Below are 25,422 nucleotides of genomic sequence, written 5' to 3' on the forward strand. Positions count from 1 at the left end.
TGGTATTAGAGTCTTGACTCGTAGCGTCTAAGCATATAAAGTCTTTTAAGCATTTTTTTGCGTGCTGAAATTTTTTGTTTTTTGCGAATTTCAGTCATAGGCTCAAAAAATCTTCTTGCGCGAACTTCAGTAACAACTAGATTTCTATCTACTTGTTTTTTGAATTTTCTATATGCTTCATCAAAAGACTCATTAGGATGTACCTTAATTCCTGGCACGACCCTCACCACCTTTCTTAAATAAAATTAAAAAAAGGATTATATCACAATTTCACTTGAAAATAAAATTTATTTTTGTAATAATTACATAAATAAAAATTAAACATAAATTCTTAATTAAGACAAAGTTTGGTTTAATTTTTCTAGTACTACAATTAAAAAAATATTTCTCAAGGAAAATAAAAATGAGTGCTTGTATTACCAACTATACTAAAAAAAGGTATATAGCTTATATCATTTCTATGATTATTTTCATAGCGTTACCTTTTGTCAAAATCAATGGAAATCATTTCTTTTTATTAAGTTTTGACCATAAAAAACTTAATTTATTTTTTATTGCTTTTGATACCCAAGAGCTTTATTTAATGCCTTTTGTTATCATGGGTATGTTTTTAACTATACTTTTTGTTACCACTCTAGCAGGAAGAATTTGGTGTGCTTGGAGCTGTCCTCAAACTATTGCTAGAGTTATTTATAGAGATTTATTGCAAACAAAAATCTTTAAAATTCACAAAAGCACCGCAAACAAACAAAAACAAGCTGATGGATTTTTTGTTCAAAAAGTTTTAAGTATTGTGATTTTTTATCTTTTTTCTCTATTAATGATGAGTGCATTTTTATGGTATTTTGTACCACCTGAAGATTTTTTTGTATATATTCAAAATCCTGCTGATCATTTATTGCTTTTGGGGATTTTGTTTTGTGCTTCTTTGGCCTTTACTTTTGATATAGTGTATTTGGGCGAAAAATTTTGTGTTTATGTATGTCCTTATGCAAGAATTCAATCTGTAATGTTTGACAATAACACCGTTCAAGTTATTTATGATGATAAAAGAGGCGGTGTGATTTATGATGGACATACTAAACTTTACCAAAAACCACCACAAGGTGAATGCATAGGTTGTGAAGCCTGTGTAAAAATTTGCCCTACTCATATAGATATACGCCAAGGAATGCAACTTGAGTGTATTAACTGTCTTGAATGTGCTGATGCTTGTTCAAAAATTCAAGCTAAATTTGATCGCCCTAGTTTGATTAACTGGACTAGTGCAAAAGCTATTGAAACAAGAGAAAAAGTAAGGTACTTTAGATTTAGAACCATCGGGTATTTAGTAGTTTTATGTGGTGTTTTTGCGGCCTTAGTTTTAATGGGTAGCAAAAAAGAAAATATGCTTTTAAATATCAATCGCTCCAGCGAGCTTTATCAAGTAAGAAAAACACATGATGGAGATTTATTAATCACTAATGCTTATGTATTTTTATTCCAAAACACAGATAATAAAACTCATGAGTATTATTTTGATGTGAAATTACAAGGAATTGATGATGGTTTAGAAATCATTAGACCAAAAAAATCTTTTAAATTAAAAGCCGGTGAAAAAGATAAACAAATAGTTGTTTTAAAAGCTACCAAAAAACTAGCAAATAATGATAGAAAAGATACAGTAATACCTTTAACCATTAAAGCTTATGCGCTTGATGATAAAAATATCGTTATTACAAGAGAAAGTAATTTTGTCTATCCAAAAAATTCTGTTTTAAAACACAAAAAACATTGAAAATGAAAAAAAAACTTTCTACTAAATCTCAAGCAAGACTTGAGAAAATCAAACAAATTGCTTCAGAATCATTTTTAAAAAATGGTTATGAAGCAACCAATCTTAAAGACATTATTAAACAAACCGGTGGATCTTTTTCTAGTGTTTATGAGCACTTTAAAAGTAAAGAAGGTTTATTTGAAGAAATACTAAATGATTTTGCCGAAAATCATTTCTTAGCTAATTTAAAAAAAAATATGAAAATCACGAATGAATTAAGCTTAGAAGAATATTTATATCAGTATTCCTTGGCTTATTTAAAAATTTTCAACAACAAAAAAACCATTTCTATAGTAAGACTTCTATACTCTCAAATTTATAATGATAAATTTGATTTTTCCTCATGGTTTAAAGGTAATAATCGCAAAGAAGTTGAAAATGTTTTACGAAAAAGATTTGAAATGGAAAATGAGCATTTAGCTAACAATGCTGAATTTTTAAGTGTTACATTTTGTGCTATGTTAAGAGGAACTTTTTTTATGCAAAGTATTTTTGGAAATAAAGTACTAATGAATAAAAAAGAGCAAGAAGAGCATGCATCAAAAATCGTAAAACTTTTTATTAGTGGGGTTATTAACTTTAATTAACTATATATTGATAGAATAATTATGCATATATTTTTGTAATATAAATTACTTTTTTATTGAGCTAAATAAATAATTTTAAGGAAACCAATGAAAACAAAACTTTTAACTCTAGCTTGTGCTTCACTTATCTTTGTAGCATGTTCAGATGATAAAAACGCACAAGTTAAACAACTCCCTCCCCAACCTGTAAGCATTATGACTATGCAAAGTGCTAATTTACCTTTAGAATTTACTTATCCTGCAAGATTAAGCACTGAATTAGATGTGATAATCAAGCCTAAAGTAAGCGGTGAAATCAAAGCAAAATATTTCAAAAGTGGTCAAGCTGTTAAAAAAGGCGATAAACTTTTTCTTATAGAACCTGATAAATATCAAGCAAGCGTAAATATGGCTTATGGAGAAGCCTTAGTTGCAAGAGCAAATTTTGATGATGCTGAAAAAAATTTCAAAAGAGATCAAATTCTAATAGAAAAGAATGCTATTTCACAAAAAGAATTCGATGCAAGTTTAGCTAAATTTAACTCCACAAAAGCTAATTTAGAAAGTGCTAGAGCAAAACTTGCTAATGCAAGATTAGACTTAAAATACACTGTAGTAAGTGCTCCATTTGATGGGGTTTTAGGAGATGCACTGATGGATGTAGGTGATTATGTAAATGCCTCTTCTACTGAGCTTGTGCGTATTACAAACATTAACCCTATCTTTGCAGATTTTTATATTTCTGATGTAGATAAAATTAATATGAATAAAAATATTCAAAGTGGAAATTGGCAGTTAGAAAACATTCAAGTGCAAGCTAATGTTGGTGGAGAACTTTTTAATGGAAAATTATATTTTATAGATAGCGTTATAGACACTCGCAGTGGCGGGGTAAAAGCAAAGGCTATTTTTGACAATAATAACTCAAGTTTAATGCCTGGTTCTTTTGCAAATGTTCATGTTAGTGGTTTTGTTCAAAAAGACGGGTTTGAAATTCCTCAAGTTGCTCTTTTACAAGATGATAGTGCTACTTATGTTTATACTTTAGTAGATGGAAAAGTGGTTAAAACCATTGTTAATGTTATCTATCAAACCCCTGATAGAGCAGTTATTGATAAGGGATTAAAAAATGGCGATAAAGTGATTTTAAATAACTTCAAAAAAATACGTCCCGGTGCAAGCGTTAGCGTAATGGAGAATAAATAATGTTTTCTAAATTTTTTATAGAAAGACCTGTATTTGCTTCTGTTGTAGCTATTATCATTTCTTTAGCAGGGATTATAGGCCTTTATTCTTTGCCTGTAGAGCAATACCCTTCTCTAACTCCACCTGTTGTAAAAGTAAGTGCAAATTACTCAGGTGCTGATGCTCAAACGGTGGCTCAAACAGTTGCCATTCCTCTTGAAGATGCTATCAATGGGGTTGAAAATATGATTTATATGGATTCAACCTCAAGTTCTTCAGGAGATATGAGTTTAAGTGTATATTTTAACATAGGTACAGATCCTGACCAAGCAACAGTTGATGTTAATAACAGAATTTCAGCTGCCATGGCAAAACTGCCTGAAGATGTTAAAAAAACCGGTGTTAGTGTAAGAAAAACTGGTTCAAGCATCTTAGAAGTTGCTACTTTATACTCACCTGATGGCTCTATGGATTCACTCGAAGTGTATAATTATGCTGCATTAAATATCTTAGATGATCTTGCTAGGGTTCCTGGTGTAGGTAATGCTGTAGCTATTGGTTCAAGAAATTATTCTATGAGAATTTGGCTCAATCCTGACTTATTAAACAAATATCAAGTTACTGCTACTGATGTGATTGCCGCAGTTAGCGAGCAAAATGCTCAATATGCTACTGGTAAGATAGGCCAAGAACCTGTAGTGGAAAGATCTCCTTATGTGTATTCAGTCACTATGCAAGGGCGGTTAAAAAACACCAAAGAATTTGAAGAAATTATCATAAGAGCAAATAGTGATGGTTCTTTTTTAAGACTTAAAGATGTAGCTGAAGTATCTTTGGGCTCAAGAGAATATACTTTTAATGGTAGATTAAATGGTAAAAACGCTACTCCTATTTTGATTTTCTTGCAAACTGGAGCAAATGCTGTAAATACAGCTGATTTAGTACAAAAGAAACTAGAAGAACTTTCAAAAAATTTTCCAGAAGGTTTAGATTATAAAATACCTTACGATACTACTTTATTTGTAAAAGCTTCAATCAAAGAAGTTGTAAAAACCTTTTTTGAAGCACTTATTTTGGTTGTAATTGTAATGTATTTATTCTTAAAAAATTTCCGTTCAACCATCATACCTATGATTGCTGTGCCTGTTTCTATTTTAGGAACTTTTGCAGGATTATATGTCTTAGGTTTTAGTATTAATTTGCTTACACTTTTTGCCTTAGTACTCGCCATTGGTATTGTTGTTGATGATGCAATTATTGTGGTTGAAAATATCGATAGAATTATGCATGAAGATCCTAATATAAGCATAAAAGAAGCAGCTATTAAAGCAATGGATGAAGTTGCTGCACCTGTTGTATCTATCGTTCTTGTACTTTGTGCAGTATTTATACCTGTTTCATTTATATCCGGTTTTGTGGGCGAAATTCAAAAACAATTTGCTATAACCCTAGCAATTTCAGTTACAATTTCAGGTTTTGTAGCTTTAACACTAACTCCATCTTTATGTGCGATTTTTTTAAGAAGAAATGAAGGGGAGCCATTTTATTTAGTTAAAAAATTCAATCATATTTTTGATTGGTCTACTGAAGTTTTTGGAGCCGGTGTAGCTTATATACTTAAAAGAACTGTGCGTTTTGTTATAATATTTTTTATTCTAATAGGCGGTTTATACGGACTATTTAAATTAGTACCTAATTCACTCGTTCCAACCGAAGATCAAGGATACTTTTTAACTATTGTTAATCTACCTGCAGCATCTTCTCTTAATAGAACTACTCAATCAATGGATGCTATGACTGAAGAAATTCGTAAGAATGAAAATATAACAGATGCTGTAGGTCTTATAGGTTATGATCTTTTTACAGGCTCTTTAAAAGAAAATGCTGGTGCTATATTTGTAATGCTTAAAAATTGGAACGATAGAAGCACTAGTAGTTTTGATTTAACAGGAATGTATAATAAACAATATTTCTTAAATCCGAATTTCCAAACTTTCTTTGTTAATCCACCACCAATCCAAGGTTTAAGTTTAACCGGTGGTTTTGAAATGTATGCACAAAATCGTGGTGGTAAAAGCTATGATGAAATTCAAGCAGATGTAAATAAATTAGTTGAAGCAGCAAATAAACGTCCTGAACTTAACAATGTAAGAACGACACTTGATACTAATTTTCCACAATTAAAATTAGAAATTGATCGTGACAAAGTAAAACTTTATGGTTTAAATTTAGCAGATGTATTTAGCACGCTAAATGCTACTATAGGAACTTATTATGTGAATGATTTTTCTATGCTTGGGAAAAATTATCGTGTAAATATTAGCGCCATAGGAGATTTTAGAAATACACAAAATGCATTAAAGAATATTTTCGTTAGAGCAAAAGATGGCTCTATGATAGCCCTAGATAGCGTTTTAACCCTCCATAGAGGTGTTGGACCTGATGATGTAAAACGCTTTAATATGTTCCCATCAGCACTAGTGCAAGGTGATCCTGCTCCAGGCTATACCTCAGGACAAGCCATTGATGCTATTGCACAAGTTGCTAAAGAAACTTTAGGAGAGGATTATTCTATTGCTTGGGCAGGTTCAGCTTATCAAGAAGTTACAAGTAGTGGCGCAGGACAAATAGCATTTATGTTAGGACTTTTATTTGTATTTTTGATTCTAGCAGCTCAGTATGAAAGATGGCTCATGCCTTTAGCAGTAATCACTGCTGTGCCTTTTGCGGTGTTTGGTTCTTTACTTCTTGTATGGCTTAGAGGCTTAGAAAATGATATATATTTTCAAACAGGACTTTTACTTTTAATAGGTCTTTCAGCTAAAAACGCTATTTTGATTGTTGAGTTTGCTATGGAAGAACATCTTAAAAAAGGAAAAAGTATTTTTGAAGCTTCTATTAGTGCAGCTAAGTTAAGATTTAGACCTATTGTAATGACTTCATTAGCATTTATTTGTGGTATTTTACCTTTATATTTTGCTTATGGAGCAGGAAGCGCAAGTCGTCATGCAATAGGTACAGGTGTTATAGGGGGTATGATAGCAGCTTCCACCATAGCTATTTTCTTTGTACCTTTATTTTTCTATTTACTAGAAAGTTTTAATCAATGGCTTGATAAAAAAAGAGGTAAAAAACATGTATAAGTTAATAATTTTTGCAAGTTGTTTTTTAATAACAGCTTGTAGTTTAAAACCAAATTTAGAAATCAAAGATGTAAATTACACCAAAAGCTTAGACCAAAATATTAGCATTAATAAACAGTGGTGGAAAGCTTTTGATGATAATTATTTAAATACCTTAGTCGATCAAGCTTTAAAAAATAATAACGACTTGCAAATTGCATATATGAATTTACAAAAAGCTTATGAAACTTTAGGTATAGCAAGAAGCGATTTGCTTCCTAATCTTGATGCAAGTGCTAGTGGAGCAAGAGGAAAAACTAGCATTAATGCTCCAAGTAATAAAAGCAACGAGTTTGCTTATGGTAACGATTTTAATATGGGTTTAAATTTAAGCTATGAAGTAGATTTATGGGGTAAATACAGAGATACTTATGGTGCCTCAAAAGCAAAATTGCAAGCTAGTGAGTTTGACTATGAAAGTGCGAGATTAAGTTTAATTTCTAATGTAGTAAAAACTTATTTTAACCTAGCAAGCTTAAGCGAGCAAGTAAAAATTTTAGAAGAAACAACCCAAAGTTATCAAAAAACTTATGAGTTAAAATTAGAGCATTTTAAACTTGGAATGATTAGTGAGTATGAGCTTAACAAATTTAAAGCTGAGCTTGAAAATTCAAGAGTTTTACTCACAAATGCTAAAATTCAAAAAGAAGCTAATACTAAAGCTTTAAAAATCTTAACTTCAAATGATATTGATGATATACTTTATAATAGCATAGAGTATAAAAAAATAGGACAATACGAGCTTAACATACCTGAGGGCATTGGTAGTGAAATTTTACTTCAAAGACCTGATGTGCAAGCTAGTTTAAAAATTTTAGAAGAAAAAAACTATCTTGTTGGAGTAGCTAGAACTGCATTTTTGCCAAACCTTTCTTTAACAGGACTTTTGGGCTTTCAAAGTAATGATTTAGATCTTTTAGTCAAACATGGAAGTAATACTTGGAATGTAGCTGGAAATTTTGCAATGCCAATTTTTCATTGGGGTGAGATTATGAATAATGTTAATATTGCAAAACTTACCAAAGATGAAGCTTTTTTACAATATGAAAATACATTAAAAACAGCCTTTGGAGAAATAAGACTTGCTTTATTTAATCGCCAAAGCTATTATGAAAATGAGCAAAATTATAAAAATTTATTTCTAGCTCAAAGTAAAATTTATGAAATTTCTACCTTAAGATATGAAAATGGTGTGATTAACTTGGCTGATTTTTTACAAGATCAAAGAAATTACTTAAATGCTAAACTTTCTTATACTAATTCATCTTATGAGCTTGCAAATTCCATTGTAGATGTTATGAAAGCTTTTGGTGGAGGATTTAACGCTAAAGAAGAATCAAAAGAAAACATCAAAGCTATGGAAGAAAACTTAAAGGAAAACTTTTATAACAACTGAGCCTTTAAGGCTTAGTTGTTTTTGAGTTATTATCATCTACTACACAATAATAACATTTCTTTGGTGACACAGGAAGTTTTTTAACAGCTTCCTCAATAGGGATGCAATTAGCTATATTTGCAAAAAAGATAAATACTAAAATTACTTTTTTCATAAATCATCAATGCATTTGAATTTGAATTCTTTGATTAAAATTATTATTTCCTCTATCTTTTGGGCTATTATGTTCAAAACGATAACGCATACTACCTGAAACATTAACATCTTGAAAAATTTCATCTAAAGGTGCAGAATTTGATACACTTATAAATCCTAACAAAAATACAAAAAATGCTATAAAAATCTTTTTCATTATAAAGCCTTTGTAAAAATATGATACAATTATAGTCTTTTTAAATAACTACAAAATGAAAATTTAGGAAAAATATGAATTTTTTACAAAACTTAGCTCTTTCTTACTCACACAAGGCTATGCAAAAATCTTTAGAGAATGGTTTTGATGTGAAACTTTTAAAAGAAGGACAAGAAAAAAAAGTTAATCCAAAAAAATCTTATATGCTTTATGCTCACATACCATTTTGTCATACTTTTTGCCCATATTGTAGCTTTCATAAGTATTATTACAATGAAGATTTAGCAAAAAGATATTTTGAAAGTTTAAGAGAAGAGATCAAACAAATCAAAAGTAAAGGATTTGATTTTACTTCTATGTATGTGGGTGGTGGCACTACTTTGATCAACGAAGAAGAGCTTGCTAAAACTTTAGAACTTTGCAAAAAATTATTTAACATCAAAGAAATTTCTTGTGAAACCGATCCAAACCATATTGACCCAAAAAAATTAGAAATGTTTAAAGGGCTTATAGATCGTTTAAGTTGCGGTATACAAAGTTTTGATGATGATACTTTAAAAAAAGTAGCAAGATACCATAAATTTGGCTCTAGCAAAGAACTTCAAGAAAAACTCTCTAAAGCCATAGGTGTGCTTCCTATTATGAGTCTTGATTTGATTTTTAATTTTCCTTCTCAAACTAAAGAGCAATTGCTCAATGATTTAGAAATAGCTAAGAGTTTAAAACCTCAACAAATCACAACTTATCCTTTGATGAAATCAAACCTCACAAAAGATAATATCGCAAAAACTTTAGGAGTAAGTTTTAAAGATAATGAATTTGAGTTTTATAAAATCATTGTAGATTTTTTCAAAGATTATGAAAGAAATAATGCATGGTCATTTTCTTTAGAAAAAAGTAGCTTTAATGATGAGTATGTAAGTAGCCATCATGAGTATTTGGGCGTGGGAAGCGGGGCTTTTAGCTTTTTAGACGGAGAACTTTTAATCAATGCTTTTAATTTAAATGATTATTCTAAACTCATCAAAGAAAAACAAAATGCAAATATTGCTAAAGCTAATTTTGGCAAAAAAGAAATCATCAAATATGTCTTTTTAACCGAAATGTTTACTGGTAAAATCGAAATTGATAAATTTAACAAAACTTTAGAATGTAATTTAGAAAAAGATCTTTTCATCGAACTTTTAGGCCTTAAACTAAGTAAAGCTATAAAAAAAGAAAACAATACTTTATATACAAGTGAATTTGGACGTTATTTGTTTATGGTATTGATGAAAGACTTTTACACAGGCATGGATTTAGTGCGTGCTGTATTTAGAGATGATAAACGCTTACAAGATAAAGAACACATTAATATCATGCAAGAAAATGTTGATCCACTTGATTTTAAAAGTATGGAGTTTAAAGGATAAAAAGCCTTAAAAAAGGCTTTTTATTAAAACGGTCTTACCACCATCATAATAGCGATGATTATAAATAATATCGTTGGAATTTCATTATAAGCTCTAAAGAATTTCCCACTTTTTTTGCAAGTATCATTTTGAAGTTGTTTTAAATAATAATAATTTTGTAAATGATAAATAATTAAAAGCAAAGCACAGGTTAATTTAGCATGCATAAAACCTGATCCAACCATTAAAGCTTTATTAACATGAAGCATTAAACTACCACTTATTAAAGTTACAATCATAGCAGGAGTTTGGATATAAAAATACAATTTTCTTTCTTGAATTTTTACCACTTCCACAAAGCCTTTATTGTCTTTATGTTCTGTATGATATACAAAAAGTCTTGGCAAATAAAACAATCCAGCCATCCATGAAACAAAAGCTAAATAATGCACCATTTTAATCCATAAATACCAGTCGGTTAAAAAATCTAACATTTTTCTCCTTTTTTATTAAAAATTTCTTTTATTAAAATCAAAGCTACGCTAATGTTTATCATCACATCAGCTAAATTAAACACAGCAAATTCAAACCACTTGTGCCAAAATACAAAATCCACCACGCCTATATGCACAAAGCGATCAAGTAAATTAGAACACCCAGCAGATAGCATAATAGCAAAAGCAATCAAATGCGTTTTAAAAAACTCTTTTTGATAAAGCAAATACCCAAACAAAGCCAAAATAAAAACAAGCTGTATATATTTTAAATACTCTCCTAAAAAGGCAAACATTGAAAAGGCCACACCGGTATTATAGGTTAAAACCAAGTCAAAAAATTCACCCTTATACTCAAGCCCTTGCAAAAACAAATACTTGCTTGCTTGATCTAGTATAAAAACTAAAGCAAAAACAAGCCAAAATTTTAAAGGCAAGATTTTAAGCATTCAATGCTTTCATAAAAAAGCTTTCAACAACTTTCATTTCTTTTTCTAAAAGCTTAATGTCTTTTGCTTCAAGCAATAAGCGTATTAAATTTTCTGTACCTGAGTACCTAAACAAACTAGCAATTCCTTTTTTTTCTAAGTCTTTTTTCAACTCTTCCAAACCTGCAAGCTTGCTTAAGTCTTTTTTCTCTGAAATTTTAAGATTATGCAAAAGCTGTGGGTAAGGTTTAACTTGATTTAAAATTTCGCTTGCACTTTTTGCTTCACTTAACATTAAAGCACTAAATTGTAAAGCAGCTACCAAACCATCTCCAGTTTTTGCATAGTCACTAAAGATAATATGCCCACTTTGCTCTCCACCAAAATTTCCACCGCATTCTTTGAGTTTTTCAAGCACGTATTTATCACCTACATTGCAAGTTTCATGTGTGATTTTATGTTTATTTAAAAACTCTTTTAAAGCACCATTACTCATTATAGTGCTAACTACGCTTGATTTTAACTTGCCTTGTTTTTTCAAAAATAAAGCTAAAACACCCAAAAGACTATCTCCATGGGCTACTTCTCCTTTTTCATCCACAACAACCAAACGATCTGCATCTCCATCAAAAGCAAAACCCATATCTGCTCTAAATTTCTTTACTTCTAAGGCTAAATTTAAAGGATGTAAAGCCCCGCAATTTTCATTGATATTTAAACCATTTGGTTTATCATTGATCACAATCACATCTGCACCAAGTTCTTTAAAAACCGTAGGTGCTACCTTATAAGAAGCTCCATGAGCCACATCTAAAACAACGCGTAAAGATTTTAAAGTCAGCTCTTTAGGAAAAGAATTTTTTATAGAAACAATATATCTTCCTATCACATCATCAATTCTTTTTGCTTGCCCAATTTGTGATTTTGTTGTTCTTGCTTCTTCTATGAGTTTATCGTTAAAATAAATTTCTTCTATTTTTGCTTCTGCTTGCTCATCAAGTTTATTTCCATGTGCATCAAAAAATTTAATACCATTATCATAGTAAGGATTGTGTGAAGCTGATATCATAATCCCTGCATCACAACGCATATCTTCAGTTAAAAACGCAATAGCAGGTGTTGGCATAGGGCCTATTTCTATAACATTATATCCTATAGAAGTAAGCCCTGAAACGATAGCATTTTCTATCATATAACCGCTTCTTCTTGTATCTTTTCCTACTAAGATATTATTTGTAAGGGCTTTGTCTTTAAAATAAATTCCAGCAGCCATAGCCAAACGCATAGCTAAAAACGAATCCAAAAACTCCCCTGCTTTACCGCGTACTCCATCTGTTCCAAAAAGTTTCATTTTTTTACCTTTGATTTTAAATAGTGCAATTATAAGAAAAAAAGTTAAGTAATGTATAAATGTGAGAATTTTATAAGCATTAGTTAGCAATAAAAATATATAATTTTTAAAATTTCACTTAAGGAAAATGAATGAAAAAAATCATCGCAGGAGTTGTAGTAGTAGTTTTATTAGTTATAGGATTTTTTACCTCAGCTTCTTACATTAACTCAATCAATGGAAAAATATTTGCTCAAATGAGCCAAGATACAGCATATTATAGTGTTGAAGATGCTAACTATACCAAAGGACTTTTAAATTCCAAAGGAAGTTTTATAGCTACACTTAATGACTTGCCTTATAGTTTTAAAGTGAATGTGGATTTTTCTAATAATTTTTTTGCAAGCAATAATGCTATCATTTCTATTTTAAATGAAAATGAAGACTTAAAAGGTATTTTTCCAAATGAAGAAATCTTTAAAATCTTAGTTAGTGCAAAAGGTGGAGACATTAACATCAATGCAAAAATAAATGATATCAATTTTACCCGCAATGATACAAATTTAGTTTTAAATAATACATCTTTTAAGATTATAGGTTCTGAAGAATTTGTAAAAAATATGGAGCTTAATCTAGGTTATGTTTTGTTAGAACAACTATCTCATGAAGAAAAATTAGAAGCAAAAAATATCAAAATTTCTGAATTTCCTATACAAAAATTAAGTTTTAATGATATCTTTAGTCCTAGTAGAAATAGTGAGCAAAATATAAGCATTGATAGTGTTAATTTTATAAGTTCTATTACTTTTGACTTTGATAAATTAAAAATTTTTGCAAAAACAGCTCAAAATGCTCAAAATGATTATGATAGTGTTTTAAAACTAGATTTAGCTAAATTTAATCTTGCAAATGAAAACTTTATGCTAAACAACATTAATTTAGATATGAATTTTAATAATCTTTCTAAAAAAGCTTATGATAGTTTAGTGCAAAACTCAAACACTGATATTTTTTCTATGATGCTTTTAGCAAGTCAGTTTTTAAAAGCAAACCCACAAATCATCTTAAATAATCTAAGCTTTGAAAAAGAAGGTAAAAAATTTGATGCAAATGGGCAAACTATTTTCACTGAAAATAATATAAAATCACAATTGCATGCAAACACTGAAATTCTTCCTAGTCAAATTTGGCCTGATTTTGCAAATTTTGATACTTATTTTGTAGATAATAATGGCTCTTATGTGCTTGATTTTATCTATGATGATTCTAACAAAAGTGATGTTACAACTATCATTAATGGTGAAAGACTTACCATAAATCCACAATGACAAATTTAAGCTTAACTTTTCGTCCTAAAACTTTAGATGAGGTTTTAGGACAAGAAAATTTAGTAGAAATTTTTAAAAAATTCATACAAGTTTCAAAACTCCCTCATAGTGTATTTTTTGGTCCAGCAGGTTGTGGAAAAACTTCTTTTGCAAGGGCTATAGCGTATGAGTATAAACTAGACTTTTATGAGTTTGATGGAGGAAATTTTAAGCTTGAAGAGCTTAGAAAAATACTAATTAATTATGAAAATTCTTTATTCAAACCTTTGATCTTTATCGATGAGGTACATAGGCTTTCAAAAACCCAACAAGAAATGCTTTTAATTCCTTTGGAAAATCAAAAATGCCTTTTCATAGGTGCAAGCACTGAAAACCCTTATTTTACTTTAACTTCAGGCATAAGAAGTAGAAGTATGCTTTTTGAATTTAAAGGTTTAGAATATAAAGACTTAGAAAAACTTGCCACAAAAGTGCAAGAAAAACTCCAATGTAAAATCGATGATGATGCCAAAGACTTCTTAATCACTTCTAGTGCAAATGATGCAAGAAGCTTTTTAAATTTATGTGAGTTTGCTTTGGCTTTAGATAGCACTCATATCACGCTTGAAACTTTGAAAAAATTAAGAGCAAATGTTTTAAGCGATGGCACTTCAAGTAAAGATACACACTATAAACTAGCTAGTTCTATGATAAAGAGCTTAAGAGGAAGTGATGTAGATGCGAGTTTGTATTATCTTGCGAGGTTGATTGATGGGGGCGAAAGTGCGGATTTCATCGCTAGAAGATTAGTGATATTTGCAAGTGAAGATATCTCAAATGCAAATCCACAAGCACTTAATCTAGCCACAAGCACACTCATAGCAGTAAAAAACATAGGCTATCCTGAAGCTAGGATCATCTTAGCTCAATGTGTGGTATTTTTAGCAAGTTCGCCCAAGTCAAACTCAAGCTATCTTGCTATAAATGAAGCGCTAAATTATGTGCAAAACAATCCTGCGTTAAAAATACTTCCTTATCTTGATAATAACAACCCTCAAAGAAAAAACTACCTTTATCCGCATGATTTTGGTGGCTGGGTTAAGCAAAGATACTTAGAAAAAGACTTGAAATTTTATCATAGTAAAGGCATAGGCTTTGAAGCACAGCTAGATTTATGGCTAAATGATATGAAAAAAGTTAAAAAGTGATTTTAAGCACAATGTAAAAATATTTTTATATAATTTTCATTTTTTGGTTCCGTAGCTCAGTTGGTAGAGCACCACCTTGACATGGTGGTGGTCGTTGGTTCAAGTCCAATCGGAGCCACCATTTTTTATTTCTTTCGATTTCTTTAATTTCCAAAAAATGCTTTCAAAATGCTATATATAAACAAACTAAATGATCTTTGATTTCAATTAATTTCTTTTGTGTTATAATTATTTTCAATTAATTAAGGTCATTATTAGGGTTCTTAAAACCTAATAGGGTTCTTTAAAGGAAAATAATGGCAAACATAGCAAAACAAAGCTTACAAGATAAAGATATTAGAAATTTAAAACCTAGTGATAAACGATACAAAAAAGCTGTAGGTAATCCAAAAGAGCTTTATATTTTTGTATATCCTAGTGGTCAAAAAACTTTTAGTATTAAAATTAATGACAAATACACAAAACTTAAAGAATTTAGAGAAGGAATTTATAGTGTAGCTGAAGCTAGAAAAGAAGCTATTCAGTTTTTAAAAGAATTTGAAAAATGTAAAGATATACGGTTGCTAAAAAATGGAAATGATAAATATAAGTTTAAAAACTTATTTATTCTTTATATAGATCAAAAACAAAAAAAATGTCTTAGCGATAGCTATGTTAAAAAAATTATACAAATGGTAGAAAAATATCTCATGCCAAGTTTAGGAAATTTAGATGTAAAAAACATAAAATATAGCGATTTATTATCTATATTTAATGCTATTTATAATCCAAATAATCCTTATACAAGTAGGTTAGAAACCATACACCGTTTAATCAATCATATTCAGGGTATTTTTAGAATAGCATTAAAAGATAGATATATTGATTTTGATCCTAGCGATGGCTTAAAAGATAACTTTGCTTCCTCTAAAAGATTTCAAAACAACCATAATATAGATACAAGATACCCTGCCTTAATTCAATCAGAAGATTTAAAAGAATTTATTCAAGATCTAAAGCAAGATAATAGAATGGAAAAACAAACAAAAAGGGCTTTGTATTTACAAATTCTTAGTATCAATAGACCTTTTAATACTGCTAGTGTAAAATGGGCTAATATTGATTTTGAAAAACAAATTTGGACTATACCAGCAAATGAAACAAAAACAAAAATTGCACATGAAATTCCACTTACAAAAACAATGATTAAGGTATTAAAAGAGCAATTTTTATTTAGCGGAGAAATTAGCGATTTTGTTTTTCCTGCACAAACCATACAAGGACATATTAATAGAGATAGCATAGGTAAAGCCATTAAAAATTTAGGAGGTAAAAATAAATGGCACAAGCGAGCTAGTTCTCATGGTTTTAGAGCTACATTTAGAACTATTTGCTCTCAACATAAGGCAGAGCTCTTAAAATTAAATATTAGCGAAGAAGTTATTGAAAGCGTTTTAGCACATAAAGAACTTAATCAAATAAAATTTTCTTATGAAAGAGAAAAAGCAACCATCATTCAAAAAAGAAAACTTTTACAATGGTATGATGATTATTTAAATAATTTAGAATTTTTAGGAATATAAATATATTATATTATATTATATTTCTCATAATTATTTTTATACTCTTTTTAATTTCGTTAAAAAGAGTATAAAACCTTATATTACAGAACTTGAAACAGATTGTAAAATTTTCTTTTTACTTTCTGTAGGAAAATTATCCATAAAATCAAATTTTTAGAATGTTTAACATAATTTTTTAAATATTCAATACTTCTTTACCTTACAAAAGCTTTCCTAACTCATTGTAAAGCTTAAGAATTCTAAGCCCTTTATTCATTTCTATCTCTTTAGTAAATAAATCATACTTCAAAATAAAATTTACCTTTTATAATTGCTAAAATATCTACACAATCACTAAATTCGCTATTATAAAATTTTATTTCTTCTCCACTCATAGTTTTAAGTATTATTTTATCAAACTCATGAAAATATTGAACTATAAGAATATTTTCTTTGTAATTAATGATGATTTTATCTCCATTTTCAGCATTTTTATTACTTGATACAACTAAAATATCACCATTTTTTGCATAAGGCTCTAATTCATTATGTTTTACTTTTAAAAAACACAAATCAAAATATCCCATACCATCAAATAAATGATTTAAAAATAATGATTTTATATTAAATGTTTCTAAATATTTTCCATCTATATAGTTTTTAACTCCATCACATATAGCACAAATACTTTCTTCTATTTTCTTAAATTCAAGTTTTTTACTTATATCTATATTGTATTTTTTAAAGGCCTCACTTAGCGTCATATCAGAATCAAAGTATTCAAACCCTATCCCTGTTGCTTGCAAAATTTTCCATTTTGCACCTTGAGTAATGGAATTTACATTGTTTTCATAAGAATTGATACTACCTTTAGTAATACCTACTTTTTCTCCAAATTCTCTTTGGCTTAATCCGTAAGCATTCCGCAAATCTCTTAATTTTTCACCTATCGTTTTCATAAAATATATTCTACAATAAAATAATTTTAAAGAAAATAAAAAAATTTAATGATAATTATTGACAATTTTTAGAAAATAAATTATTATTTTATGAAAATATAAAGGATAGTACATGCAAATTATAGAACCAAAAAACAAAAATTTTTTAACCCCTAAGCAATTAGAATGCGAATTTGGAATTAGTCTTAGTAAACAATATAAAATGCGTATGCAAAAAAATCAAAATCAAGCTAGCTCCTTGCCTTTTATTAAATTAGGAAAAACAATTCTATATAAAAGAAGTGAGATTGAAATATGGCTAGATAAAAACATGGTCAAAGGGAATTTATGAATTCTATAAAGAGCAACAAGTTACTACTTGATATTGTTTTTGAAAAGAATTTCAAGCAAGTAAATATAGAAAAACTAGAAAACATTGATTTTGAATGGTTGATAGATAGTTTTCTTGTAAAACAGTCTTTAGTAATGTTTTATGCTAGTGCAGGAAGTGGTAAGAGTTATTTTATGTTATATTTAAGTAAATATCTGCTTGATAATAACAAAGTAGATCGTATATTTTATTTTGATGGCGATAATAATGAAAGAATATTGAAAGAACGAAAAGGAAGTGAATTTTTAAAAAGTTCAAATTTTTATTATTTTTTTTCTAACAATACAAATAAGTTTAGTCTTTTTAGAGATTTAAAAAAAGCTAAAGATTTAAAAAACACATTAATTGTAATTGATAGCATTAGAAATTTTATTCAAGATGATTTTAATAAAGACTTTACAATGATTAAGGTTTTTGATGAATTGCAAAAAATAAGAGATAATGGAGCTACTATTATTTTTCTGCATCATCAACCAAAACAAAAACCAGATGAAAATAATAAAGCCTACAAAGGTGCAACAACTTTTTTAGATAGTGTAGATGAAGGATATTTTTTACATAAAAAAGATATTAAAACAGATGAAGAGTTTGTAATTCTTTTAGAGCCTCAAAAAAGAAGATTTGCTACAAAATCTCAGGCATTTAAAATAAACACATTAAATTTAGAATTTGAATTTGTGGATTATTTAGAATTTGCAGAAAATCATAAAACACAAATTACCCTTAATCTCGTTAAAGAAATTCTTAATGAAAACAAAAATGGTATTTGTCAGCAAGATTTAGCAAGTAAAATCAAAAAGAAAATTGAACAAGATTATGTAGAAATAGTAGGTAGAAATGCTTTATGGAAACTGCTAGATAAATATAAAAACATTTATTGGAGTATTTTTTATGAAGCACAAGAAAAAGGTGGAAAGAGGAAAATTTTTAAGATATTATAATTAATCTTGATTTGATAGTTCTTTAAGTAAAACTATTCGCTCATACTCAAGAACTATCACATGCTAACAAAAATCAAAATAACCTACCCTACTTTTTACCTCTCATATATTCAACAAACATTTCTTCAGTTATATTTTCCTCAACCACTCCATTTTCACATTTCCATATTTTCCAATCATCACCAATTTTCACGGGAAGGTAAAAAATATACCCTGTTTTTTCACTTGCATAAATATAAGCTTCTTTTAGCTTTTTAATTTTTTCTTTATATAAAATCTCATCTATATTTGAAGAACTACTTTTATTTACACTTTTTACTTCAAAAATATGAATTTTATTTTGCTTATCTTTAAAGATAAAGTCAGGATAACTTGTGTGTTTTCTTATGTGATAATAATCAAATTTAATATTTGATTTATCTATGAAATTCTTACCAAATAAATAAACCAGTTCGCCTTCAACTTCTATAGTTTTACAACATTTGTTTTTTATTTTGCTAAGAATTTTAAACCATTTCTCTTCAGCTTCACTATCAAATTGAAATTCATCTTCTTTATTAGTCCAAATCCAATCATTAATTATAGCAGGCTTTCCATTGCTATCAAAAAAACTATAAATATCATCTCTTAATTGAACTTCAACTACATCTCCATATTTTTCATAATCTTCAACAACAGAACTTACTTTATTGCTGATATTATCTAAATTAGCATTAAACACAAACCATTTATTAAAATCTGTAACAAATTCTCTTTGCTTTTCTTTTACTTTATCACTATAAGATTGAAATTTTTTATAAGCTTTAAAAATAGACTCATTATAGTATTCTATATCATTGTTAATACAATCTGATATATCTATATCATCTAAAGCAACCTCTCTAAGAACAGTGATTTTAAATGGAGCAAATTCTTTAATTATTTCGTTTTCAAATAAACCTTTATTAATTTCACCCTTTAATTTTACTATTGTGCGTTTATTTTGATCTTCTTTAGGTTTTATACCATAAACATAAGCTGTACTAAAAATTTCTTGAGTATTTTTATCTAATTTTTCAAAATATGTTAAACAAGGATTACGCCTTATACGCCCAATAACTTGCTCATCAAGTTGTTTAGATTGCGAATTTCTAACTTGATAAAGCATACAAGCTCTAGGCATATCAAAGCCTTCTGTTATAACCATTTTAAAGATTACAACATCAATAGGAAAATCACTTTGTTTAATATAGTTTTGCCACAGGCTTTTATTTTTTACTTTTTCTAATCTACTATTACTTTCATAGCCATTTTCTTTTTCTACAAAACATACCCATTTTAAATCTTTTTCTTTTAAAACTTTTTTGATGATTTCCATTTCATATTCTGCATTATTTTGATTAGAAATTTGTATTATAAAAGCAGGAACTATCCCTTCTTTATTATAAACTGCTTTAATGCTTTTAAATTTATCTAAAGCTTTGCTTAATCCACTTTCTAAATCTTCTTCATCTTCTATATATTCCACTTTTTTAATCAAATTTGCACTAACAGCGTCATTTTCTGATATACAAACATCAAATTGATCATTTTTAGGAGTAGCTGAAAAGTTAATAACTTGAGTAAAATAATTTGATAACCCATTTAGCTGATTTGTAGCTATATGGCTTTCATCTCTTATTAAAATTATTTTTTTACCTAGATTTTTGCAAGTTTCTAAAAATACTAATAAGCTTTTTTCTTTATTAATTCTACTTGCTTTAGTATATTGTGAGGTAGGTAAAACAAACACATTATGATTTATATCAATATATAGACTATATTCTGTATTTTTTGTATTTTCTGCACCACTACTAATGTAAAAAGGGTTTAATCTTGTAAAAGTATTTAAAGATAAATTTACAAAACTTTCAAAATTTTGTCCTGCTAAATTTCCTTTAGAGAGAGTAGAAACTATAAAAATAAAATCATCATCGATTTCTAGCATTTTATTCATCAAACTTGCCATCATGTATGTTTTACCACTTCCAGTGGGTGCTTTTAAGGTGATATTTTCTTTCCCTTGCATAGCTAAATTAAACAAGGAACTTACAACTTCATTTTGTAATTCTATAATTTCTTGTTTCATCATTTACCTTCTATTTTTCTGCAAGTTAACTCAAATTCTTTACATATCCATTCTATTTTATCACGGATATTTTCAAAAACTTTTCCATAAAGTTTTTCATCTATTTTTTCAAAAACTGAATGATCGCTTGAAGCAATACTTTGAATTTCACTAACTTCTAAGCTATCTCCATAAGAAGTATTTTTTTCTAACCATTTAAAATCTTTACTTTTATCATAACATTCTCCGCTCATGATTCTTTTTAAACGCTTTGAAGTAACATCTAAGGCAATTCCATTTGGATTTGAATCTGTTATTTCATTATTAGTAACTAAAATAAATTGTCTATTACCACCATCTTGTTTGTTTAATTCCAAAACAGCATGTCCTGTAGTTCCACTACCCGCAAAGAAGTCTAGGATAATATCATCATCTAAATCTGTAGATATATCAATAATATGTTTAATTAAAGATACAGGCTTTGGTGTGTCAAAAATTTTGTTTCCAAAAATTTTTTGAATTTCTTTTGTTGCATCTGTTGTTGTTCCATAATCTGTAAATATAGTTCTCGTTTTTACTATTCTGACATCAACTTCATCAAAATATACTACTTCATATGGCGTTAGTCTACCTTTTGAATTTTCCTTCCAAAATATATGATCTGCATCTAAGTTTTCGGGTTTTTTTCTCCAACGTCCTTTTTGTCCATTTGGTGCCATAGGATAAAAATCATTATTATTTGGATCTTTTATTGGATAATAAAGACTGGGTGCATCTTCCATTAATGCTCCTATACCCCATTTTTCAAGTTTAGTTAAAGAAGCTTTTCTATTATTAATTATTTTATTAAAATTTTCTTCACTAAATTTTTCGGTTTTATTATTTATAATCCATGTATTTTTCTTATAACATAAAATATATTCATGCTCTTTAGCAAAATATTGAGAGTCTTGTCCACCTCCTTTCTTTTTTTGCCAAACAATATTTCCACAAAAATTTTCTTCCCCAAAAACTTCATCAAACAAACATTTAACATAAGCTTGATTTCTATCATCAATACTACAAAAAATAACACCATCATCTTTTAAAAGTTGTCTTGCTAGTATTAATCTTGGATAAAGCATAGAAAGCAAATTATCTCTTGTAATTGCATTGTTGTAATTAGTTTGTGCAAATTCACCTAAATCATCTTTTCCATAAGGTGGATCTATATAAATTACTTTAATTTTATTTTTGTAGTTAATTAAAAGATTTAAAAGAGCAGGATAATTATCGCCTATTATAAGTTTATGAGTAATTCCACCTTGATCAAAACTAAGATTTTCATTCTTTTTTAAATATCTTATTGTTTGTCCTTCGTTTTTCTCTAAACGCACATCAAAATGAAAACCTGTTCTTTTATAAGTCATGCCTAGAGCTGATATCTTTAAAACTTCTGTTTTGTTTTCTGCATTATCGATAAGTTTTATTAGAAAATCTGCATTTTCGTTTTCTAATATACCATTACTTGCACGATCTAAAATTTTTATTTTTTCTTCTTCTTTTAATTCTTGTAAGCTTTGCAATTCATTTCTTTCCATTTTACGCCTTTCTTAAATTATTATCTAATAAATTACTATTCATTTGTTGAGTAAAATCATGATATTTATTTTGTGAAATTATAATAAAAATACATAAGATAATTATTTAAAATATTTTTAGATATACATAAAAATTACAAATCATAAATTAAAAAAATTAATCTCAAAAAAATCATTTTTTCTATGAGCCTCGCAGAGAATATTTTGTTATTTACTTAAAAAATGGTGTCATTTTTTGGAGTAAATAGCTATCCTGCTTTTACTAAAATTTTCATCTTAATTTTTATATTTATAAGACAAAATATTTTATACTTGTAATTAAATAAAAATCAAAAAAGGAATGTTATGAATTTTAATTATCCAAATATAAAAAGACTAGAATCTATTTTAAATGAAACATCATTTCATCAAATTTATAATTTATGGATAAATAAACAAATTTCTCACTATGCTTTAAAAATATTAGAAAGATGGGCTGAAAATTATCCAAATACAATCAAAACTTTAGGAATGTCAGATCTAATGACTTTGGTATTACCGCAGGAAAAAATGGAAATTGAAATTTTATCTAGTGCAAATTCAAAAAAACAAATAGAAAATGGTTTAACTACTATGGAAATATTACAAGAAGCAGAAATAGATTTGAACTATTATATAAAAACAAATCCTCAACTTTATTCTCCACTTTTTCAAGAAACCATGCAAGAAGATAAAGTACAAAAACTAGAAAAAAATATTAACGATGACTACTGGAAATTACAAACACAAATCATGGATTTACAACATGAAATAAAAGATTTAAATTAGTTAGTAATTTAGAACTATCAATAAATAAATCACAGAATGCATAAATACTTAAAAAGTATGTATTGTAATTAATATAATACTACTATAAAATGTAGCTTTATTCTCTTTTTATAAAAATTAAAAAGAGAATAAAAAGAACCAAAAAGAAAAATAAAAAAATTTCTTATTAAATTATCAGGATAAAAAGTTATAATAATCTCATCAGAGGAGGATAGTGGCGGGATGAGACCCTCTCCTTTGATTAACCTGCATTAAAAATTCTACAAATGGCTTTACTTTAAAATTTTGGCTTATTTTTTAATCTTCTTATTAAAATAAGAAGATATAATTTTATTAGAGGGGGATAGTGGCGTATTCGAGTGACCCTCCCCTTTTTATATTTTAAATAGGGTTCTTTTTGGGGTTCTTTAAAAAATATAAAAAACTGCAAATATCTAAAAATAAGCCTTTATAAATATTAGTTAAAACTCAATCGGACCACCATTTTTTATTTCTTTCGATCAATTCACTACATATATTTTAGCAAATTCGTAAATTCCTGAATTTCTTTTTCTTGATCTAAGATGATTTTTTTCGCTATATCAGTGATAGTTTTATCTTTAGAATAAAATAAAATTTGTTTTGAAGCATCTACCGCACCTTGATGATGTGCTATCATCGCTTCTAAAAAGTCTTTATTGATGTTTTTACTTTCTTTAACCGAGCTCATTAAAATCATCATTTTTTGCATTAACTCTTTTTCTTCTTGAACGAATTTTTTATAAGTTTCTTCATCAATTTGAGTTTTTGTATAAAGATTTTTATCTAAAATTTCTTGAAATTCTTGAATTTCTTTTTCTTGAGCTTTGATGATATTTTGAGCGATTTTTTTCATCTCTTCACTTTTAGTATGCTCTAATAAAAGCTTAGATGAATCAATAGCACCTTGATGATGTGGGATCATATTAGCTAAAAAATCTCTTTCTATATCATTACTTTGTACTAAAGGATTTTTCATCATAGGTTCATGCATACTCATCATGATTTGTGATGAAATACTTCCAGAAGCTCCATGATGAGCATGATGAGAATTTGCAGCAAATAAAGCACTTGCTAAAACTAAACTTGAAACTATAGTTTTTATTTTCATTTTTTTCCTTAAATTTTTAATTTAAAATCAAAAATATATAAAAATATCACAAACTAAAATTAACAAAAAAATTCAATTTTTTTTTGTTATAATTTATTTAAAAATACACAAGGATGGAAAATGCTTAGAGAACTACTTGAGATAAAAAAAGAAATGGAACCTATAATTCATGATTGTTCAGTAAAAATTCAAGTAGCCGCAAGAGAAGTAATCGTAAGAAAAAGAGAATATGAAATTTATGGACCTATGATAGATAGAGTATATCTTGATAATGCCATTTATATTAAAATTTTTGGTAGTGGGCGTGATACAAAAAGTACTAAAGTAGATATTAAAAACGGCCTTTATATGGTGTATGTAGCTCCAGATAAACCAACCAATCAAGAAATAATGAATAAACTAAAAATCGCATTTGAAAGTATAGATAATAAATTCATTTCAAGAATTTTAGAACTCAATAGAAGAATGAAAGAAGTAATCAATAAAACCCAAGCAACTCTAGCAAAAGCATCAAATATGAATGTTTTAATAGAAACTAACCTAGGCGAAGCAAGTGCAGCACATAAGTTTGTAATAACTATCAAATATTTAAAAGATAATCAAAAATTAGAATTAAAAAATTCAAAATCTGCAGGTAGCTTTAGAGATACTAAAAATCACATCAACCTAGTAGTAGAAAAAAACACTGATTCAGCTATATGTGAAAAACTTTTACATGATGTTGAAATTTATTTCATAGGTAGTGGAAAATAAAATCACTTTTTTACTCTCAAATTTGCTAAATGTGTCAAAGCCACCGCAATAGCATCTGTGATATCAAGTGGCTTGATATCTTTTGAAATTCCAAGCAATCTTTTCACCATAAAAGCTACTTGTTCTTTAGTAGCTTTTGCTTTACCTGTTACGGTTTTTTTTACTTGCAAAGGTGTGTATTCTGCAAATTCTCCATGAGTTTGTAAGATTTTTAAACTCAAAGCTCCACGAAATTGTGCTAACTTTAAAACCGTTTTTGGATTATAAGCAAAAAATATATCTTCTATAGCTACCTCATCAAATTGATGATTTTTAAAGATTAGATCAAGTCCTTCACATAATTCTGTGATTTGATACTGTAAATCATTAGGTTTGATTTTGATAAGCCCTGCTTCTATGAGTTGATTTTTATTATTAATTCTTTCTACAATAGCATATCCACAATACCTAGAACCAGGATCTATCCCTAAAACTTTCAAACTTTTCACCTTTTTATTCACATAGATGTGAAATTTAAATTTTTATGTGAATAATTTTAACCATTTTTTATAAAAAATAAGCTAGAATTTTAAGTTTTACATCATAATTTATAAGAAAAATA

The 25,422-nt window shown here is 28.1% G+C and carries 23 protein-coding genes and 1 tRNA gene; 14 read left to right on the top strand and 10 right to left on the bottom strand.

Features of this window, described 5'->3' with window-relative positions:
• Positions 1-5: 5 nt before the first annotated feature.
• Positions 6-218, bottom strand: a complete 213-nt coding sequence (gene rpsU, locus CD56_RS07910; RefSeq protein ID WP_002780697.1) for a 30S ribosomal protein S21 — start codon at positions 216-218, stop codon at positions 6-8.
• A 185-nt stretch (positions 219-403) separates the two neighbouring features.
• Between rpsU and ccoG the strand changes: the two genes are divergently transcribed.
• From ccoG to CD56_RS07935, 5 genes are all read left to right on the top strand, one after another.
• Positions 404-1,777 (top strand): cytochrome c oxidase accessory protein CcoG, encoded by a 1,374-nt coding sequence (ccoG, locus tag CD56_RS07915; RefSeq protein WP_047208719.1) that lies wholly within the window; start codon positions 404-406, stop codon positions 1,775-1,777.
• A gap of 2 nt (positions 1,778-1,779) precedes the next feature.
• The gene (locus CD56_RS07920) at positions 1,780-2,403 is read left to right on the top strand and encodes a TetR/AcrR family transcriptional regulator (RefSeq protein WP_047208720.1); all 624 of its coding nucleotides are present in this window, start codon (positions 1,780-1,782) and stop codon (positions 2,401-2,403) included.
• A gap of 87 nt (positions 2,404-2,490) precedes the next feature.
• On the top strand, positions 2,491-3,588 hold the full coding sequence (locus tag CD56_RS07925) for an efflux RND transporter periplasmic adaptor subunit (RefSeq protein ID WP_039629236.1): 1,098 nt from the start codon (positions 2,491-2,493) through the stop codon (positions 3,586-3,588).
• Positions 3,588-6,710 carry an efflux RND transporter permease subunit gene (locus CD56_RS07930; protein ID WP_047208721.1) on the top strand — a complete coding sequence of 1,041 codons (3,123 nt, stop codon included), beginning with the start codon at positions 3,588-3,590 and terminating at the stop codon, positions 6,708-6,710. Before CD56_RS07925 ends, CD56_RS07930 begins: the two co-directional genes overlap by 1 nt.
• Complete coding sequence (locus CD56_RS07935) at positions 6,703-8,145, top strand: efflux transporter outer membrane subunit (protein WP_047208722.1); 1,443 nt, start codon at positions 6,703-6,705, stop codon at positions 8,143-8,145. Before CD56_RS07930 ends, CD56_RS07935 begins: the two co-directional genes overlap by 8 nt.
• Positions 8,146-8,305: 160 nt before the next feature.
• Here the strand turns inward: CD56_RS07935 and CD56_RS07940 are convergent, their stop codons facing one another.
• The gene (locus CD56_RS07940; RefSeq protein ID WP_039619495.1) at positions 8,306-8,497 is read right to left on the bottom strand and encodes a mini-MOMP protein; all 192 of its coding nucleotides are present in this window, start codon (positions 8,495-8,497) and stop codon (positions 8,306-8,308) included.
• A gap of 74 nt (positions 8,498-8,571) precedes the next feature.
• Between CD56_RS07940 and CD56_RS07945 the strand changes: the two genes are divergently transcribed.
• Entirely contained in the window at positions 8,572-9,909 is a 1,338-nt protein-coding gene (locus CD56_RS07945; RefSeq protein ID WP_047208723.1) for a coproporphyrinogen III oxidase family protein, read from the top strand.
• Between the two features lie 23 nt (positions 9,910-9,932).
• On the opposite strand, the gene hemJ is transcribed toward CD56_RS07945, so the two are convergent.
• Genes hemJ through glmM form a run of 3 tightly spaced genes read right to left on the bottom strand, consistent with a single transcriptional unit; the run spans position 9,933 to position 12,161 of the window.
• Complete coding sequence (hemJ, locus tag CD56_RS07950) at positions 9,933-10,382, bottom strand: protoporphyrinogen oxidase HemJ (protein ID WP_047208724.1); 450 nt, start codon at positions 10,380-10,382, stop codon at positions 9,933-9,935.
• Positions 10,376-10,831 (bottom strand): signal peptidase II, encoded by a 456-nt coding sequence (gene lspA, locus CD56_RS07955; protein WP_047208725.1) that lies wholly within the window; start codon positions 10,829-10,831, stop codon positions 10,376-10,378. The genes hemJ and lspA overlap by 7 nt, the downstream gene beginning before the upstream one ends.
• Positions 10,824-12,161, bottom strand: a complete 1,338-nt coding sequence (gene glmM, locus CD56_RS07960) for a phosphoglucosamine mutase (protein WP_047208726.1) — start codon at positions 12,159-12,161, stop codon at positions 10,824-10,826. Before glmM ends, lspA begins: the two co-directional genes overlap by 8 nt.
• 131 nt (positions 12,162-12,292) lie before the next feature.
• Here glmM and CD56_RS07965 point away from each other — a divergent pair, with 131 nt between their 5' ends.
• The 4 genes from CD56_RS07965 (at position 12,293) to CD56_RS07980 (ending at position 16,217) form a co-directional block, all read left to right on the top strand.
• Positions 12,293-13,468: a YdgA family protein gene (locus tag CD56_RS07965; RefSeq protein ID WP_047208727.1), complete on the top strand. Its 1,176-nt coding sequence runs from the start codon at positions 12,293-12,295 to the stop codon at positions 13,466-13,468.
• Positions 13,465-14,655 (top strand): replication-associated recombination protein A, encoded by a 1,191-nt coding sequence (locus tag CD56_RS07970; RefSeq protein WP_047208728.1) that lies wholly within the window; start codon positions 13,465-13,467, stop codon positions 14,653-14,655. Before CD56_RS07965 ends, CD56_RS07970 begins: the two co-directional genes overlap by 4 nt.
• A 45-nt stretch (positions 14,656-14,700) precedes the next feature.
• A tRNA-Val gene (locus CD56_RS07975) sits at positions 14,701-14,776 on the top strand.
• 175 nt (positions 14,777-14,951) lie between these two features.
• Positions 14,952-16,217: a tyrosine-type recombinase/integrase gene (locus CD56_RS07980; protein WP_047208729.1), complete on the top strand. Its 1,266-nt coding sequence runs from the start codon at positions 14,952-14,954 to the stop codon at positions 16,215-16,217.
• Positions 16,218-16,495: 278 nt separating this feature from the next.
• Here the strand turns inward: CD56_RS07980 and CD56_RS07985 are convergent, their stop codons facing one another.
• Positions 16,496-17,155, bottom strand: coding sequence for a helix-turn-helix domain-containing protein (locus tag CD56_RS07985; protein ID WP_002871903.1), 660 nt, complete (start codon positions 17,153-17,155; stop codon positions 16,496-16,498).
• A 112-nt stretch (positions 17,156-17,267) separates the two neighbouring features.
• Here CD56_RS07985 and CD56_RS07990 point away from each other — a divergent pair, with 112 nt between their 5' ends.
• Positions 17,268-17,486: a helix-turn-helix domain-containing protein gene (locus CD56_RS07990; RefSeq protein ID WP_047208730.1), complete on the top strand. Its 219-nt coding sequence runs from the start codon at positions 17,268-17,270 to the stop codon at positions 17,484-17,486.
• A complete protein-coding gene (locus tag CD56_RS07995) occupies positions 17,483-18,466 on the top strand; it encodes an AAA family ATPase (RefSeq protein ID WP_047208731.1) in 984 nt (327 codons plus the stop codon). The genes CD56_RS07990 and CD56_RS07995 overlap by 4 nt, the downstream gene beginning before the upstream one ends.
• 88 nt (positions 18,467-18,554) lie before the next feature.
• On the opposite strand, the gene CD56_RS08000 is transcribed toward CD56_RS07995, so the two are convergent.
• Positions 18,555-20,573, bottom strand: coding sequence for a DEAD/DEAH box helicase (locus CD56_RS08000; protein ID WP_047208732.1), 2,019 nt, complete (start codon positions 20,571-20,573; stop codon positions 18,555-18,557).
• On the bottom strand, positions 20,573-22,132 hold the full coding sequence (locus CD56_RS08135; protein ID WP_052768398.1) for a site-specific DNA-methyltransferase: 1,560 nt from the start codon (positions 22,130-22,132) through the stop codon (positions 20,573-20,575). Before CD56_RS08135 ends, CD56_RS08000 begins: the two co-directional genes overlap by 1 nt.
• A 345-nt stretch (positions 22,133-22,477) precedes the next feature.
• On the opposite strand from CD56_RS08135, the gene CD56_RS08010 reads away from it, so the two are divergent.
• Positions 22,478-22,939: a hypothetical protein gene (locus CD56_RS08010; RefSeq protein WP_047208733.1), complete on the top strand. Its 462-nt coding sequence runs from the start codon at positions 22,478-22,480 to the stop codon at positions 22,937-22,939.
• A gap of 508 nt (positions 22,940-23,447) precedes the next feature.
• Here the strand turns inward: CD56_RS08010 and CD56_RS08015 are convergent.
• Positions 23,448-24,068, bottom strand: a complete 621-nt coding sequence (locus CD56_RS08015; protein WP_047208734.1) for a DUF305 domain-containing protein — start codon at positions 24,066-24,068, stop codon at positions 23,448-23,450.
• 120 nt (positions 24,069-24,188) lie between these two features.
• Between CD56_RS08015 and CD56_RS08020 the strand changes: the two genes are divergently transcribed.
• A complete protein-coding gene (locus tag CD56_RS08020; protein ID WP_039619509.1) occupies positions 24,189-24,821 on the top strand; it encodes a hypothetical protein in 633 nt (210 codons plus the stop codon).
• Between the two features lie 2 nt (positions 24,822-24,823).
• On the opposite strand, the gene ruvC is transcribed toward CD56_RS08020, so the two are convergent.
• Positions 24,824-25,300, bottom strand: coding sequence for a crossover junction endodeoxyribonuclease RuvC (ruvC, locus tag CD56_RS08025; RefSeq protein WP_039619511.1), 477 nt, complete (start codon positions 25,298-25,300; stop codon positions 24,824-24,826).
• Positions 25,301-25,422 lie beyond the last annotated feature (122 nt).

This window comes from Campylobacter lari, from assembly GCF_001017575.1.
GTDB classification, from domain to species: Bacteria; Campylobacterota; Campylobacteria; order Campylobacterales; family Campylobacteraceae; genus Campylobacter_D; species Campylobacter_D lari_C.

Coding starts and splice junctions, on each gene's coding strand:
- ccoG (WP_047208719.1), top strand. CDS start 404: ATGAGTGCTTGTATTACCAACTATACTAAAAAAAGGTATATAGCTTAT.
- CD56_RS07920 (WP_047208720.1), top strand. CDS start 1,780: ATGAAAAAAAAACTTTCTACTAAATCTCAAGCAAGACTTGAGAAAATC.
- CD56_RS07925 (WP_039629236.1), top strand. CDS start 2,491: ATGAAAACAAAACTTTTAACTCTAGCTTGTGCTTCACTTATCTTTGTA.
- CD56_RS07930 (WP_047208721.1), top strand. CDS start 3,588: ATGTTTTCTAAATTTTTTATAGAAAGACCTGTATTTGCTTCTGTTGTA.
- CD56_RS07935 (WP_047208722.1), top strand. CDS start 6,703: ATGTATAAGTTAATAATTTTTGCAAGTTGTTTTTTAATAACAGCTTGT.
- CD56_RS07940 (WP_039619495.1), bottom strand. CDS start 8,497: ATGAAAAAGATTTTTATAGCATTTTTTGTATTTTTGTTAGGATTTATA.
- CD56_RS07945 (WP_047208723.1), top strand. CDS start 8,572: ATGAATTTTTTACAAAACTTAGCTCTTTCTTACTCACACAAGGCTATG.
- hemJ (WP_047208724.1), bottom strand. CDS start 10,382: ATGTTAGATTTTTTAACCGACTGGTATTTATGGATTAAAATGGTGCAT.
- lspA (WP_047208725.1), bottom strand. CDS start 10,831: ATGCTTAAAATCTTGCCTTTAAAATTTTGGCTTGTTTTTGCTTTAGTT.
- glmM (WP_047208726.1), bottom strand. CDS start 12,161: ATGAAACTTTTTGGAACAGATGGAGTACGCGGTAAAGCAGGGGAGTTT.
- CD56_RS07965 (WP_047208727.1), top strand. CDS start 12,293: ATGAAAAAAATCATCGCAGGAGTTGTAGTAGTAGTTTTATTAGTTATA.
- CD56_RS07970 (WP_047208728.1), top strand. CDS start 13,465: ATGACAAATTTAAGCTTAACTTTTCGTCCTAAAACTTTAGATGAGGTT.
- CD56_RS07980 (WP_047208729.1), top strand. CDS start 14,952: ATGGCAAACATAGCAAAACAAAGCTTACAAGATAAAGATATTAGAAAT.
- CD56_RS07985 (WP_002871903.1), bottom strand. CDS start 17,155: ATGAAAACGATAGGTGAAAAATTAAGAGATTTGCGGAATGCTTACGGA.
- CD56_RS07990 (WP_047208730.1), top strand. CDS start 17,268: ATGCAAATTATAGAACCAAAAAACAAAAATTTTTTAACCCCTAAGCAA.
- CD56_RS07995 (WP_047208731.1), top strand. CDS start 17,483: ATGAATTCTATAAAGAGCAACAAGTTACTACTTGATATTGTTTTTGAA.
- CD56_RS08000 (WP_047208732.1), bottom strand. CDS start 20,573: ATGAAACAAGAAATTATAGAATTACAAAATGAAGTTGTAAGTTCCTTG.
- CD56_RS08135 (WP_052768398.1), bottom strand. CDS start 22,132: ATGGAAAGAAATGAATTGCAAAGCTTACAAGAATTAAAAGAAGAAGAA.
- CD56_RS08010 (WP_047208733.1), top strand. CDS start 22,478: ATGAATTTTAATTATCCAAATATAAAAAGACTAGAATCTATTTTAAAT.
- CD56_RS08015 (WP_047208734.1), bottom strand. CDS start 24,068: ATGAAAATAAAAACTATAGTTTCAAGTTTAGTTTTAGCAAGTGCTTTA.
- CD56_RS08020 (WP_039619509.1), top strand. CDS start 24,189: ATGCTTAGAGAACTACTTGAGATAAAAAAAGAAATGGAACCTATAATT.